At 70.0% G+C, this 14,022-nt stretch carries 9 protein-coding genes and 4 tRNA genes; 5 read left to right on the plus strand and 8 right to left on the minus strand.

All coding sequences use genetic code 11. The features are described from left to right. On the minus strand, positions 1-444 hold a 444-nt coding region (locus V8688_RS14935), incomplete at its 3' end, for a DUF937 domain-containing protein (RefSeq protein WP_342801048.1). 260 nt (positions 445-704) lie between these two features. On the opposite strand from V8688_RS14935, the gene V8688_RS14940 reads away from it, so the two are divergent. After that, positions 705-3,758 (plus strand): TIR domain-containing protein, encoded by a 3,054-nt coding sequence (locus V8688_RS14940; RefSeq protein WP_342801049.1) that lies wholly within the window; start codon positions 705-707, stop codon positions 3,756-3,758. A 196-nt stretch (positions 3,759-3,954) separates the two neighbouring features. Here V8688_RS14940 and V8688_RS14945 read toward each other — a convergent pair. Continuing rightward, positions 3,955-4,030: transfer RNA gene (locus tag V8688_RS14945), tRNA-Lys, on the minus strand. Positions 4,031-4,825: 795 nt separating this feature from the next. On the opposite strand from V8688_RS14945, the gene V8688_RS14950 reads away from it, so the two are divergent. From V8688_RS14950 to V8688_RS14965, 4 genes are all read left to right on the plus strand, one after another. Then, entirely contained in the window at positions 4,826-5,497 is a 672-nt protein-coding gene (locus V8688_RS14950) for a TetR family transcriptional regulator (RefSeq protein ID WP_218717534.1), read from the plus strand. 92 nt (positions 5,498-5,589) lie between these two features. Beyond that, a tRNA-Glu gene (locus V8688_RS14955) sits at positions 5,590-5,662 on the plus strand. Positions 5,663-5,689: 27 nt separating this feature from the next. Further along, positions 5,690-5,763 (plus strand) — tRNA-Asp (locus tag V8688_RS14960). Positions 5,764-5,821: 58 nt separating this feature from the next. Beyond that, positions 5,822-5,898 (plus strand) — tRNA-Phe (locus tag V8688_RS14965). Between the two features lie 41 nt (positions 5,899-5,939). On the opposite strand, the gene V8688_RS14970 is transcribed toward V8688_RS14965, so the two are convergent. The 6 genes from V8688_RS14970 to V8688_RS14995 all read right to left on the minus strand — a co-directional run bounded on the left by V8688_RS14970 (position 5,940) and on the right by V8688_RS14995 (position 13,994). Continuing rightward, the gene (locus tag V8688_RS14970) at positions 5,940-6,617 is read right to left on the minus strand and encodes a TetR/AcrR family transcriptional regulator (RefSeq protein ID WP_342801050.1); all 678 of its coding nucleotides are present in this window, start codon (positions 6,615-6,617) and stop codon (positions 5,940-5,942) included. Between the two features lie 16 nt (positions 6,618-6,633). After that, complete coding sequence (locus V8688_RS14975; protein ID WP_218717532.1) at positions 6,634-7,617, minus strand: NADPH:quinone oxidoreductase family protein; 984 nt, start codon at positions 7,615-7,617, stop codon at positions 6,634-6,636. Between the two features lie 12 nt (positions 7,618-7,629). After that, positions 7,630-8,667, minus strand: coding sequence for a phosphotransferase family protein (locus tag V8688_RS14980; RefSeq protein WP_342801051.1), 1,038 nt, complete (start codon positions 8,665-8,667; stop codon positions 7,630-7,632). Then, positions 8,660-9,442: an SDR family oxidoreductase gene (locus V8688_RS14985; RefSeq protein WP_316573445.1), complete on the minus strand. Its 783-nt coding sequence runs from the start codon at positions 9,440-9,442 to the stop codon at positions 8,660-8,662. Before V8688_RS14985 ends, V8688_RS14980 begins: the two co-directional genes overlap by 8 nt. Continuing rightward, positions 9,442-10,662 (minus strand): acyl-CoA dehydrogenase family protein, encoded by a 1,221-nt coding sequence (locus V8688_RS14990; protein ID WP_218717530.1) that lies wholly within the window; start codon positions 10,660-10,662, stop codon positions 9,442-9,444. Before V8688_RS14990 ends, V8688_RS14985 begins: the two co-directional genes overlap by 1 nt. Positions 10,663-10,772: 110 nt before the next feature. Further along, on the minus strand, positions 10,773-13,994 hold the full coding sequence (locus tag V8688_RS14995) for a carboxyl transferase domain-containing protein (RefSeq protein WP_342801052.1): 3,222 nt from the start codon (positions 13,992-13,994) through the stop codon (positions 10,773-10,775). Positions 13,995-14,022: the final 28 nt, after the last annotated feature.

Below are 14,022 nucleotides of genomic sequence, written 5' to 3' on the forward strand. Positions count from 1 at the left end.
CTGCGGCTGCGGGGCGGGCGCGGGCGCGGCCGCGCCGCCACCGCCGGTGAGCTGCTTGGCGACATAGGCCAGCACGATCGGCGCCAGGATCGGCAGCAGCTTGCCGATCAGGTCGTTGCCGCCGGTCCCGCCGGTGCCGCCGAGGGCGCTGATGACGGTGTTCTTCTCGTCGCCGAAGACGTTGTCGACGATCTTCTCGCCGTCGGCGACGTCCACCTGCTGCAGATCGACGGCGCCCTCGCCCTCGACGAGCCCGCCGTGGTTGTCGAGCGCGCCCAGCAGCGACGCCGCGCCCTGCGGTTCGGCCGCGTTGGCCTGCAGCCCGCCGAGCAGCGTCGGCAGCGCGGCCTGGACGGCGTTGGTCGCGGTCGCCTGGTCGACGCCGAGCTGGTCGGCGATCTGGGCGATCGGTACTTGGGAGAGCAGGTCATCGAAGGAAGTCATCGGCTCCGCCTGTGTCGAGGTAGTCGCACGCTGCGCGTGCTCGGCCCGGTAGTGCCCGGGTCGGGCTCAGGGTAGGGGACCGAGATGGCGGAACCGGGGGTTTCGGCGGCGTCTGCGTCTGGCGCGTCGCCACGTGACGTTGGCCATCCGCCCCGTGGGAGTCGGCCGCCGCCGAACCCGAGTAGCCGGGTACGCGTGCCCCGCGCCCGCCGAAGTCGGACCGTGGAGAAAACGAGCCAAGGGCGTTGGGAGTGAGGACGATGGCCGAGCAGACGATGATCGCGGCGGATCCGCCGCCGAGTCCGGCGCCGCCTCCGGCCTACGACGCCTTCCTGTCCTATTCGCACGCCGACCGCGCGATCGCCGCCGGCATCCAGCGCGGTCTGCACCGCATCGGCCGCCGCGTGGGCCGCCTGCACGCCCTGCGTGTGTTCCGCGACGCGACCGACCTGACCGCCAGTCCCGATCTGTGGGGCAAGGTCGCCGAGGCGATGGACCAGGCCCGCTACTGCATCGTCGTGCTGTCCCCGCATTCGGCTGCGTCGGAGTGGGTCGACCGCGAGATCGGCTACTGGCTGCGCACCCGCGGACCGGATCAGCTGCTGTTCGTCGTCGCCGGCGGACAGGTGAAGTGGGACCGCGACACCCACCGCTTCGACCCCGCGCGCTCGACCGTGGCGCTACCGGTCCTGACCCAGCCGGGGTCACTGCCCACCGAGCCCCTCTACGTCGACGTCACCGAGGACGCCCCATGGGACCCGCGCGCCGCGCTCTTCCGCGAGAAGCTCACCGACCTGGCGGCGCCGATCCACGGCAAGCCGAAATACGAACTGGCGGGGGAGGACCTGCGGGAACAGCGGAGATTCCGGCGGTTGCGTCGCGCCGCCGTCGCCGGGCTGGTGCTGCTCACCGTCCTCGCCTTGGTCGCCGCGTTCATCGCCATCGACCGCCAGCAGGAGGCGGTGCGCCAACGCAACCAGGCGATCGGGCTGCGGTTGATCTCCGACACCGAGTCGATGCTGGGCGGTGCCCGACCACGCGACGACGTGCGCGCGATCCAGCAGACGCTGGCCGCGCGCCAGATCACGCCCGACTTCGACGAGGGAGCGTTGCTGCGGACGCTGAATGCCGAAGTGGCGGTGGACAAGATCGTGCAGACGGGCAAGCCCTACGATCCGCTCTACCTGCCTGAGGACGTCGGGGTGCTTGGCGACTACATCCGGACGGTCAAGCCGGACATGGGCATAGCGTTCAGCCCGGTCGGCGACCGAATCCTGACCATCGGCATCGAGATGCGGCTCTGGGACGCGGCGACCGGATCTCGGATCGATCGGGACTTCGAGGCGCCGTCGCCCGGATCACGCGCGCTGTTCGCCGCGGCGTTCAGCCCGGATGGTCGGCGGATCGCCGCCGCCACCGGTGACGGCCCGATCCGGATCTGGGACGTCGAGACGGGCAGGCTCGTAGCCACGCCCTTGGCCGGTTACGACACGGCCCCGAACAGCATCACCTTCTCGCCGGACGGCGGGTCGGTGGCAGCCTCCGGAAAGGACGGCACGATCCGGTGGTGGGATATCGCCGACGGCCGGACGACGGTCTTCACCGGCCACGACGGACCGGTGCACTCCGTGGCATTCGGCCCGGACGGGCGCGACCTCGTCTCGGGCGGCGAGGACACCACCGTGCGGATCTGGAAGGTCGACGCCCCCGGCGACGGCCCCGAGACCCTGCGCCGACACACCTATCCGGTGAAATCGGTCGCGTGGAGCCCCGACGGCCGGCGCATCGCGTCCGGCAGCGTCGGATCGGCCAAGGCGGCGGAAGTGGCGCCCGAATTCGGTACGGCGCTGCTGCTCTGGGATGCGCGGACACGTCAGCCTGTCGGCACACCGCTGGTCGGGAACGAGGTGCTCGTCAATGCGGTCCAATCCGTCGCGTTCAGTCCGGACAGCAGCACGTTGGCATCCGGGTCGTCCGACAACACGGTCCGGCTGTGGGACGTCGGCTCCGGGCGTGCCGAAGGGCAGCCGCTGACCGGCCATGCGGGGATGGTCATGGGTGTGGCCTTCAGTCCTGATGGCCGGCGCCTGGCCTCCACGGCGTGGGACGGAACGATGCGCGTGTGGAACGTCGGCACCCCTGGTTCCGGGTCGCTCGGCGCTCCCTGGCAGCAGGCAGCGGGATCCCCCAAGCCGGGTTTCGGTCCCGTGCTGGCGTTCGAGAGGGACGGTCGGCGGTTCGTGAAGATGGAAGAGGGGACCGCCACGGTCTGGCTGACGGACACGCAGACCGGCGGCAGTCTCGCTCTGGTGGACTTCCCCGACGGCTCCGGCGCCCGCGCCGCGCTCAGTGGAGACGGCCGTCTGGTCGCGGTCGCCGGGCCGGACAAGACCGTCACCTTCTACGACACCGCGACCGGTGCGCGAATCGGTCGCCCGCTGACCGGTTTCGCGGAGCCGGTCAGTGCGCTGGAATTCGATGCCGGCGGTGCGCGTCTGGCCACTGTCACGCTGGCCAACGTCCTCCAGTTGTGGGACACCGAGACCGCGGCCGCCGTCGGCGGCCCGTTCGAAGGGCTGCCCGATGCCGATGGGGTCGTACTCAGCTCGGACGGTCGCCTTCTCGCCGGCACCGACGGCCGGACCGTACGCCTGTGGAACACCGAGACCGGCGCCACGATCGGCGAACCGATGACCGGCCACACCTCAGACCTCAGCAGCCTCGAGTTCGACGCCACCGGCACTCGCCTGCTGACGCACAGCCCCGATTCGGTCCGCCTGTGGGATCTGCGCACCGGAGCGCTCGTCAAAGAAATCCAGGCGACGTCGATCTGGTCGGTGGCGATGGCTCCCGACGGTTCCCGCTTCGTCACCGGTGAGGAAACCACGTTGCGCCGGTGGGACCTGCGGACCGGCGAGCAACTCGGCCCCGCGATGGAAGGCCACACCGCGATGGTGCGCAGCGTGGCGATCAGTGCCGACAGCCGCTACATCGTCTCCGGTTCCAGTGATCAGACCTTGCGTTTCTGGGACCTCGGCGACGGCCACCCCCTCGGCGAACCCTTGCACGGGTCACCGGGCTGGATCGAGAGCGTCTGGCTCTACGCGGACGGTTCGGGCGTCCTCACCAGGAGTCAGGACTTCGGCAACAACTCGGCCCTGTGGACTTGGCCCGGTCCCACCACCTGGGCGGACCTGCTGTGCGACAAACTGACTTTCGAGATGAGTCGGCAGCAGTGGGCGGATTGGGTTTCCCCTGACCTGGAATATCGCTCCGGCTGCCCTGGCCTTGCGCCCCGGCCGGACGAAGGATGACACCGCTGAGCGTGGCGGGAATCACAAGAACTCGCACCGGCGGACCTCGGGTCCACGCACGGGGAATCTCGACGAGCGAGCCTCGGGAGTGGTTGTCGGCGGGATGTCTCGGCGGTGGTACCCGCGCGAAGTCGTGGCCTGCGGGCGGCCTCGATGGCTCGCAGTGCCTATCCCCGCAGGTCAACCAGGAAAATCATGGTGCCCCCTGTAGGACTCGAACCTACGACCTAGTGATTAAAAGTCACCAGCTCTACCAACTGAGCTAAAGGGGCGCGGTGGGGAGTCTAACCGACACCGTGCCGTCGGGCCGAATACCGGTCCCCGGCCCCGTCGCGGCCCGGGGTCGGCGCTGGTGGGCGCCGGTAACGAACCGTCGGAGTCCGACGATTCGTGGTAAACAACTGGTACCCATCACCGTTCGCGCTTCCGGCGTCGGCATGGTATCGAATACTGTTGTATCGCAACAGTTTTCGATGAGCAGGGGTTTCGTGGCCGATGAGGTGGTCCGGTGTGGGCGCGGGTCTCGCGACCGGCGGGCGAACAGCAGGGGGTTCGCGCGCGGGTGGTGGGCCGGGTCAACCGGGCTGTGCGCCTATGGAATTCGTAGCTTACGAAACCAATTCGGTTGCGCCTCGTTTGCTGGACTGGATAACCGAACCGGATGTTCGGATGGGTGTTCCATTTGCCGCGTGTCGGCTGCGGAATGCGGGTACGGTGATCGCCTGGTGAATTTCGGAACAATCACGGGTGCTGCGTTATCCGACGGCCCGGTGCTGGGTGCGGTGTCGCGGAATTCATCGAGGGTTCAAAGTGCCGGGGCACACGCGGTGGGCGCGCGAATCTTCGGCAAAGGGGCAGTCGTTACCGCAGGAGGAGGCGGTTCTCACAGGTAGTTGGGCCCGAGTGTGCACCCCCTGCGGCGCACTCGGGCAGGCGAACTATACCAGCCGGAGGGGTACCGGCTTTTCTGCGAGATTTCATACCGAAAGTATGTAATAAAACCACAATTCGCGCTATCGGTTGGTTATTGATCGTTAGCGACGAGAAGGTTCGGAGGCGTTTCGAGCATGGCACGGCAGCAAGAGCGGGCGCGCCGGACACGCGCGGCGATAATCAAGTCCGCGGCCGTCGAGTTCGGGAAGAGTGGATATGCCGCGGCATCCCTCAACCGCATTCTGGAGGGTTCGCGCGCGACCAAGGGCGCGATGTACTTCCACTTCGACTCCAAGGAGGATCTGGCGCGCGCGGTCCTGGAGACCGCGGTCGAGCGCTACCGCATCTGTGCGGAGCGCTGGCTGGCCCGCGCCGATCTGGGGCCGCTCGACGTCCTGCACGGGATGGTCGACGAGATCGCGCTGCGGCTCGAGCACGACACCATCGTGCAGGCCGAGTACCGGCTCGTGATCGAGCCCGAGTTCCACCGCGACGCGGGCAACGGTGGCGGCCGCATCGTCGGCCGGGCCACCCGGGTGCTGGCGGTGCGCGCGATCGACGACGGGCAGCTGCGCGCCGACGCCGACCCTGATCGCTTCACCCGCACCCTCTCCGCGGCCCTGGCCGGCCAGCGCTATCTGGTCGACCCGATCGCCAACGGGTCGGCCGCCGACCTGCGCGCCCGGTTCGCCGAGGTGCTGGAGGTTATCGTGGAGGCGATGGCGACCCCGGTGTGGATCCAGAACTTCCGCAGCGACGGGTGGCGTTCTCAGGCGCGCCTGGACGACCTCGGTTTGGGCGCCTGACCAGCCGATTTGGAAGTCTGCGCACACCTGTCATAAGCTATGCGAGCTCCCAACGGAAACGTTGAAAGCCGGTCCGGAGAGATCCGGGACGAGCCCCCTTCGTCTAGCGGCCTAGGACGCCGCCCTTTCAAGGCGGTAGCGCGGGTTCGAATCCCGTAGGGGGTACAGTCTTCGGACTGTGTAGTACAGCAAGGCCCTGTGGCGCAGTTGGTTAGCGCGCCGCCCTGTCACGGCGGAGGTCGCGGGTTCGAGTCCCGTCAGGGTCGCAAGTAAGCGCCGGAGTGATCCGGCGCTTCGCGTATGGCATTCAGTACGGGTGCCTGCGGCCAGGTAGCTCAGTTGGTACGAGCGTCCGCCTGAAAAGCGGAAGGTCGCCGGTTCGATCCCGGCCCTGGCCACCACGAAATCCCCTCACCAGTTCCTGGTCGAGGGGATTTTCTCGTCAGCGGGTGGGCATGCGCAGGGCGTTCACCCAGAGGCGGGTGACGGTGTAGACGATGTCTTCCAGGGGGCGGGGTTCGCCGTCGAGGTGGCCGTCGGCGACGACGAAGTAGTTGAAGGCCAGGCGGCTGACCATGCCCGAGAGGGCGCGGGAGGTGAGCATCGGGTCGAGATCCGGGTCGGCCAGGCCGCGCTGCTGCAGGTCGGCGATGCTGCGGGCGTTGCGCTGGATGAAGGCGTCGGCGCGGTTCTGGCGCAGCTTGCTGAACTCGGGATCGATCGTGGCGACCTGCTCGAGCAGGCCCATCAGCTTGGCATTGCGCCGGTAGGCCTCGAAGTAGGCGCGGTTGCTCGCCTCGACGATGGAGGCCGGGTCGTCGTCACCGGCCACATGCTGCATACCGGGATGCAGCATGTCCTCCTGTGCGTGCTCCAGGATCGCCGCGAAGATCTCTTCCTTGCCGGCGAAATAGGTGTAGAAGGTGCCCGAGGAGCAGTTGGCTTCCTGGGTGATGTCGACCAGCCGGGTGTCGAGATAACCCAGCCGCTCGAAGACCTTGCGGCCCGCGTCGATCAGGGCCGCCCGCGTCCGCAGACCGCGCGGGGTGGCGGGTAGTTCACGCAGCAGCGAAGTGCGCGCCATCGAGGGCAGCGCGCCTTCGCTGTCGGTGTCGTCCATGCAGTATTTATAGCGCTCAGGGCTGGAAGACGACGCGACCGACCGTGCTGCCGTCGCCGAGCCTGCCGAGGCCATCGGGCACCTCGGCCAGCGAAAGCCGCTCGCTGATCAGCGGTTTCAGCTGTCCCTCGGCGGCCAGCCGGGTCAGTTCGGCGTGGCAGTCCGCGATCGCCTGCTGGTTGTACTGCTTGTACAGGCCCCAGTGCAGACCGATGATCGAGTAGTTCTTGATCAGCGCGTGGTTGAGCGCGGGCTGCGGGATGGTGCCGCCGGCGAAGCCGATCACCAGGATGCGGCCCTCGAAGGCGACGCATTTGGTCGACTTGGCGTAGGCGTCGCCGCCGACCGGGTCGTAGATCACGTCCGCGCCGCGCCCGCCGGTGAACTCCTTCACGATCGGCACGAAGTCCTCGGTGTGCCGATCGATGACGAGGTCGGCGCCGAGGCGGCGGCAGTACTCGGCCTTGTCCGGCCCGCCCACCACGCCGATCACCGTCGCGCCCGCGGCCTTGCCCAGCTGCACGGCGGTGCTGCCGACGCCGCCCGCGGCCGCGTGCACCAGCAGCGTCTCGCCCGCCATCAGCTGGGTGCGCCGGTGCAGCGCGAACCAGCTCGTCTGGTAGCCGATGGACAGCGCGGCCGCCTCGGCGTCGTCGAGCGCCGCCGGTGCGGGAAAGACGTTGTCCGCGTCCAGGACCGCCAGTTCGGCGAACGCGCCGCCGGGCAGCGTCGTGGTGCCGACGACTCGATCGCCGACCGCGCACCGGGTGACATCGGCGCCCACCGCCACCACCGTGCCGCACAGCTCCACACCGGGCGTGAACGGCAGCGGCGGCTTGATCTGATACTGCCCTCGGCACAGCAGCACGTCCGGGAAGTTGGCCGGGGCGGCCAGCACCCGCACCAGCACCTGGCCGGGGCCCGCGACGGGGTCGTCGACGTCGTCGAGCCGCAGTACCTCGCGCGGTTCGCCGAGTTCGCGCACCTGCCAAGCCTTCATGATGATCTCCTGTCAGATTCCGGCGCCGTCGGCGACGTCGCGGGCCAGCCGCACCACGGCGTCGATGCGTTCGACGGTCGGCGTGCCCGCCGCCGCCTTGTTCGCGGGGGTGTCCTGTGCCCGGCGCAGCACGCCCTCGGCGATGATCGCGAGCTTCCACAGGCCCAGGACCTGCCAGTACCGCAGCGCGGCCGGGTCGCGGCCGGTCAGCTCGAGGTACATCCGCGACATCTCGGCGCGGTTCGGGAAGCCGTCGAGCGCGGACGCCGGGAAGTCGCCGCCGATCAGCTCGCCCGGCTCTGCCCAGTAGGCGAGCATGCTGCCCATATCGGCCAGCGGGTCGCCGAGGGTGGACAGTTCCCAGTCCAGCGCGGCCGTCACGGCGCCGGTCTCGCGCGAGGTGATGACGTTGCGGAGATGGAAATCGCCGTGCACGAGACACACTTCGGTCTGCTCCGGTACCGCGGCGGCGAGGCGGCGGGTGAGGTCGTCGAGCTCGGGCAGGTCCCTGGTCTTGGACCGTTCCAGCTGACCGCTCCAGCGCTTGAGCTGACGCGGCGCGTACGGGGTGTGCGCGGCGAGGTCGGCCAGGCCGACGGCGGCCGGGTCGACCGCGTGGATGCGCGCGAGCGTGCGCGGCAGCGATTCCGCGATGGCCCGGCGGCGCTGCGGCGTGAGCGATTCCGCGATCGACATGGTGTCGACCACCTGCCCGTCGACGTACTCCATCAGCACCAGCGGCGCGTCGACCACGTCCGGATCGGCGAGCACCCCGAAGATCCGCGGCACCGGCACCTCGGTGGACTCGAGCGCGGCGATGATCCGCGCTTCCCGCACCACATCGTGGGCCGAGGCCAGCAACGTGCCGAGCGGCGGCCTGCGCAATACCCACCGCCGGTCTTCGGCATCGGTGACCAGGTAGGTCAGGTTCGATTGGCCGAGCCCGATCCGGTCGAAGCGCAGCGGTGCGGCCCACTCGATGCCGAGCGTGCCGAACCAGCTGGTCACCACGGCCGGGTCGATCCCGACGACGTCACGTGTGTCAGACACCGAGCGATGCTCCGCTCCGGAACAGCGGCGCGTCGCCGAGCCGCTGCCCGCCGTCGATCACCATGACCTCGCCGGTGATCCAGCTCGCGGCGTCGGAGACGAGGAACGCCACGGCGGCGCCGATGTCCTCGGGCTCGCCGATCCGGTCCAGCGCGGTGGCGCCGGCGACCGACTCCTCATGGTTCTTCCACAGGGCCTCGGCCAGCTTGGTGCGGACGACGCCCGGCGCGATCGCGTTGACGCGCACCTTCGGCGACAGCTCCAGCGCCATCTGCTTGGTCAGATGGATCAGCGCGGCCTTGGACGCGTTGTACAGGCCGATGTCGGGCTCCATGGTCAGCCCGCCGATCGACGTCGTGTTCACGACGGCGCCGCCGTGCTCGCCCATCCAGGCCGCGGTGACCAGCGAGGTCCACAGGATCGGTGCCCACACGTTCACGTCGAAGGTCTTGGCGAACCGCCCGTGGTCCTGGCCGGTCACCGGGCCGAAGGCGGGGTTGGTGCCCGCGTTGTTGACCAGGATGTCGACGCTGCCGAAGCGCTCCACGGTCAGCTCGACGCACCGGCGAGCCGCTTCCTCGTCCGTGGCGTGCGCGGCGACACCGAGGGCGGTGCCGTCCACCTGCGCGGCGGCCGCGTCGGCGGCTTCCTGGGTGCGCGCGGTCAGTACGACGGTCCCGCCCGCCGCGGCGATGGACCGGGCGATCGCCAGCCCGATGCCGCGCGAGGCGCCGGTGACGATGGCGGTGCGCCCGGTCAGGTCGAGTCCGGTCATCAGTTGCTCTCCTTGCTGCGGTACTTGCTCAGTTCCTGGCGCGCGATGGCGCGCTTGTGCACCTCGTCGGGGCCGTCGGCCAGGCGCAGGGTGCGCAGCTGGGCCCATGCCATCGCGAGGGGGAAGTCGTCGGTGACGCCACCGGCGCCGTGCACCTGGATCGCGCGGTCGAGGACCTTCAGCGCGATGGTCGGCGCGGCCACCTTGATGGCGGCGATCTCGGTGCGGGCTTCCTTGTTGCCGACGGTGTCCATCAGGTGCGCGGCCTTGAGCGTGAGCAGCCGGATCATCTCGATCTCGATGCGCGACTCGGCGATCCAGTCCTGGATATTGGCGTTCTCGGCGATCGGCTTGCCGAAGGTGACGCGCGACTGCGCCCGCTTGCACATCATCTCCAGCGCGCGTTCGGCCATGCCGATGCTGCGCATGCAGTGGTGGATGCGGCCGGGCCCGAGCCGGGCCTGACTGATCGCGAAGCCCTCGCCCTCACCCTTCAGTACGTCGGCCACCGGCACGCGGACATCGGTGAAATCGATCTCGGCGTGGCCCTCGCGCTCCTGGTAGCCGAACACCGGCAAACCGCGCACGATCGTGACGCCCGGCGCGTCGATCGGGACGACCATCATCGACTGCTGTCGGTGCGGCGCGGCGGTCGGATCGGTCTTGCCCATCACGATCAGCACCTTGCAGTTGCGGTGCAAGGCGTTGGTGGCGAACCACTTGCGGCCGTTGAGGACGTACTCCTCGCCGTCGCGCACCATCGACAGTTCCACATTGGTGGCGTCGGAGCTGGCCACGCCGGGTTCGGTCATCGCGAACGCGGAGGCCATGGTGCCGTCGAGCAGCGGTTCGAGGTACTTCTTCTTGTGCTCCTCGGTGCCGAACAGCTCGAGCACCTCCATGTTCCCGGTGTCGGGGGCGTTGCAGTTGCAGGCCTCCGAGGCGAGATGGCTGCGGCCCATGATCTCGGCGAGCGGCGCGTACTCGAGGTTGGTCAGGCCGGGGCCGCGACCGGGATGCGGATGGAAGAGATTCCACAGACCGCGCCGCTTGGCCTCGGCCTTGAGCTCCTCGAGGATCGGTGGCTGGAAGTGCGGGTCGCCGGACTCCCGCATCTGCTCGTCGTAGACGGCTTCGGCGGGGTAGACGTGCTCGTCCATGAAAACGAGCAGGTCCGCGCGGTATTTCTCGGCGCGCTCGGAGAGATCGAACAGCGACATGGGGTGCTCCCGATGGTCGGCGGTGACTTGTCAGCGAACCTATTAGAAGTTGACGTCAACTTCAAGTTTATGGGTGTGCGACCGCCCGGCGGGGCGGTGCCGGGGCTACCTCACGGCCGATTCCGGACCAGCGTGGTGATCCAGGCACGGGTGTCGGCGGGGTCGATCACGTCGTCGAGTTCGAACCCGGTCGCCGCGGTGAGCGCCTTGCCCTGCTGATAGGCCAGGGCGAGCAGCTGCCCGAACAGCGTCTCGCGCTCGGCCGGATCCGCGACGGCGGCCAGCTCCTTGCGGAAGCCCAGGCGCACCGCGCCCTCGAGCCCCATCGGCCCGATCTCGCCGGTCGGCCAGGCGACGGTGAAGTTCGGCGCGCGGAAGTGCCCGGCCGCCATCGCCATCGCGCCCAGGCCGTAGCCCTTGCGCAGGATGATGGTGCCGAAGGGGACGGTCAGCCGGGCGCCGAGCACGAACAGATCGCTGAACCGGCGCACCGTCGCGGTCCGCTCCGCGTCCGGGCCGACCATGAATCCCGGTGTGTCGCACAGGGAGACGATCGGCAACCCGAACGACTCGCACAATCCCAGGAAGTCGCCCATCTTGTCGGCGGCCTCGGCGTCGATGGCGCCGCCGAGATGATGACTGCTGTTGGCCACCAGGCCGAACGGCACGCCGTCGACCCGGACCAGCGCGGTGACGACGCCGACTCCGTAGTCGGGCCGCAGTTCCAGGATCGAGCCGAGATCGGCGATCGCCTCGATCGCGCGGTGGATGTCATAGGCGCGCAGGCGATTCTCCGGCACCACATGCCGGGCCAGGCGCGGATCGGGCGCCTCGAAGTCCTCGACCGGGCCCTGGAAGTAGCCGAGGTACTGCTTGGCCAGCGCGACCGCGTGCGCCTCGTCGCGGGCCACCAGGTGCACGACACCGTTGCGCCGCTGCACCTCGATCGGCCCGATGTCCTCGGGCCGGTACACGCCGAGCCCGCCGCCCTCGATCATCGCCGGGCCGCCCATGCCCAGATTGGCGTCCGGCGTCGCGATGATGACATCACAGACCCCGGCCAGCGCGGCATTGCCGGCGAAGCAGCGGCCCGACACGATCGTCACCAGCGGCACCCGCCCGCGCAGCGCGGCGAGCGCGCGGAAGGTCGGCACGTCCAGACCCATGCCGGTCACGTCGGTGTCGCCGGGCCTGCCGCCACCACCCTCGGCGAACAGCACCACCGGCACCCGCTTGCGGGCGGCCAGCTCGAAGGCGCGGTCGGTCTTGGCGTGATTGTTCTTGCCCTGGGTGCCCGCGAGCACGGTGTAGTCGTAGGAGACCACCACGGCCTCGGCGGCCGCAGTGCCGAAGCGGTCCGCGCCGATGGTGGCCAACCCGGTGACCAGGCCGTCGGCGGGGGTGTTGGCGATCAGGTCCTGCTCGGAGCGCCTGCTGCGCTGCGCGGCGACGGCCAGCGCGCCGTACTCGACGAAGCTGCCCGGGTCGACCAGGTCGGCGATGTTCTCCCTGGCCGTGCGGCGGCCGAGCCGGTGTCGCTTGGCCACCACGTCCGGGCGAGCTTCGTCGAGTGTGACGCGGTGGCGCGCGCGGATCTCGTCGACGTCGGCCCGGGCGCGCGCCGGGTCGAGCTCGGCCTGCGCGGCGCCGGTGGCGTCGGCACCGGTGGGGGCGATGATCACCAGCGGATCGCCGGGCGCGACGACCTGGCCCGGGCGGACCAGCACCCGGACCGTGCGCGCGGCGGCCGGTGCGGCGAGCACGTGCTGCATCTTCATCGCCTCGAGCACGACGAGCTGTCCGCCCGCCGCGATCTCGACATCCTCGCCGGTCACCTCGACCACGGTGCCCGCCAGCTGCGCCCGCACCGCCTCCTGCCCCGGATACAGCTCGACCGCCGCGACCGCGAGCTCCGGCTGCCCGGCCTCGGCCGCCGCGACCAGCGTGGCCAGGTGCTCGCCGAGATAGGAGGTCGGGACGGTGCCGGTCTGGAATCGGCGGTCGGTGAGCACTTCCCGCAGGAAGCCGCTGTTGGTGCGGAGGCCGTCGACGGTGAATTCGGCCAGTGCGGTCGCCGCCTTGCGCGCGGCGGCGGGGAAGGAGTTCCCCCTGGTGCGGGTGATCACCTTGGCCAGCAGCGAGTCGTAGCGCGGGCTCGGGGTGAGGCCCGGTCGGCCGAAGGTGTCGACGCGCACGCCCGGACCGGTGGGCGGGGCGAAGGCGGTCAGCGTGCCCGCCGTCGGCACCGCCGATCCGTCGGCCGCCATGGTCTCCATGTTCACCCTGGCCTGAATGGCGATGCCGTCGGCGGCGGCCGGTTCCCCTTCGGCTCGGGTTCCGTCCGAGACGATTCCGCTCGGCAGGCCCAGCGCGTCGAAGGTCGCGCCCCGGGCGATGTCGAGCTGGACCGCGACCAGGTCGACCCCGGTCACCTCCTCGGTGACGGTGTGCTCCACCTGGATGCGCGGATTGACCTCCAGGAAGACGAAACGGTCACCGGCGACCAGGAATTCGACGGTGGCCAGGCCGCGATAGCCGACCCGCGCGCACAGCCGGGCCGCCGCCTCGTGCAGGCCACGGCGCAGCTCGTCCGGAAGACCCTGCGCCGGAGCGATTTCGATCAGCTTCTGATGCCTGCGCTGCACACTGCAATCCCGGTCGCCGAGCGCGAGCGCGGTGGTGCCGTCGCCGGCCGCCGCGGCGACGACCTGCACCTCGATGTGCCGGGCGTCGGTCATCAGCGCCTCGGCGAACACCGCCGGATCGCCGAAGCCGAGCTCCGCCTCGGCGGCGCACTGCCGGTAGGCGTCGTCGAGCTCGGCGGCGGTGCGCACCACGCGCATGCCGCGCCCACCGCCACCGGCCAGCGCCTTGATCATGATCGGGCCGGATTGGGCCGCGAAGAACGCGCCGACCTCGGCGAGCGTGCTCGCGCCCGCGGTGGCGGGCAGCACGGGGACGCCGGCGGCGTCGGCGCTCCGGCGGGCCGCGGACTTGTCGCCGAACAGGTCAAGGACGGCGGGGTCGGGGCCGACGAAGGTGTGGCCCGCCGCCGCGCAGGCCCTGGCGAACTCGGCGTTCTCGCTCAGGAAGCCGTAGCCGGGGTGGATGAGCTCGGCGCCGGATTCCTTGGCGGCGGCCAGGATCGCGGCATGGTCGAGATACGGTGCGGGTCCGGCGCCGGTCAGGCAGATCGCCTCGTCGGCCGCGTGCACAGGGGGAGTGGCGGCGTCGTCCTCGGCGTAGACCGCCACGGTGCGCAGGCCGAGTTCGGTGGCGGTGCGGATGATGCGCAGGGCGATCTCGCCGCGATTGGCGATCAACAGGGTCATGGGCGTCCTCGATGTCGTCGACCGTGCC

Origin of the sequence: Nocardia sp. No.11 (genome assembly GCF_038752175.1) — a bacterium.
GTDB classification, from domain to species: domain Bacteria; phylum Actinomycetota; class Actinomycetes; order Mycobacteriales; family Mycobacteriaceae; genus Nocardia; species Nocardia canadensis.

Excerpts from the sequence above, each read along its gene's own strand:
- V8688_RS14940 (WP_342801049.1), top strand. The coding sequence starts at position 705 with ATGGCCGAGCAGACGATGATCGCGGCGGATCCGCCGCCGAGTCCGGCG.
- V8688_RS14950 (WP_218717534.1), top strand. The coding sequence starts at position 4,826 with ATGGCACGGCAGCAAGAGCGGGCGCGCCGGACACGCGCGGCGATAATC.
- V8688_RS14970 (WP_342801050.1), bottom strand. The coding sequence starts at position 6,617 with ATGGACGACACCGACAGCGAAGGCGCGCTGCCCTCGATGGCGCGCACT.
- V8688_RS14975 (WP_218717532.1), bottom strand. The coding sequence starts at position 7,617 with ATGAAGGCTTGGCAGGTGCGCGAACTCGGCGAACCGCGCGAGGTACTG.
- V8688_RS14985 (WP_316573445.1), bottom strand. The coding sequence starts at position 9,442 with ATGACCGGACTCGACCTGACCGGGCGCACCGCCATCGTCACCGGCGCC.
- V8688_RS14990 (WP_218717530.1), bottom strand. The coding sequence starts at position 10,662 with ATGTCGCTGTTCGATCTCTCCGAGCGCGCCGAGAAATACCGCGCGGAC.
- V8688_RS14995 (WP_342801052.1), bottom strand. The coding sequence starts at position 13,994 with ATGACCCTGTTGATCGCCAATCGCGGCGAGATCGCCCTGCGCATCATC.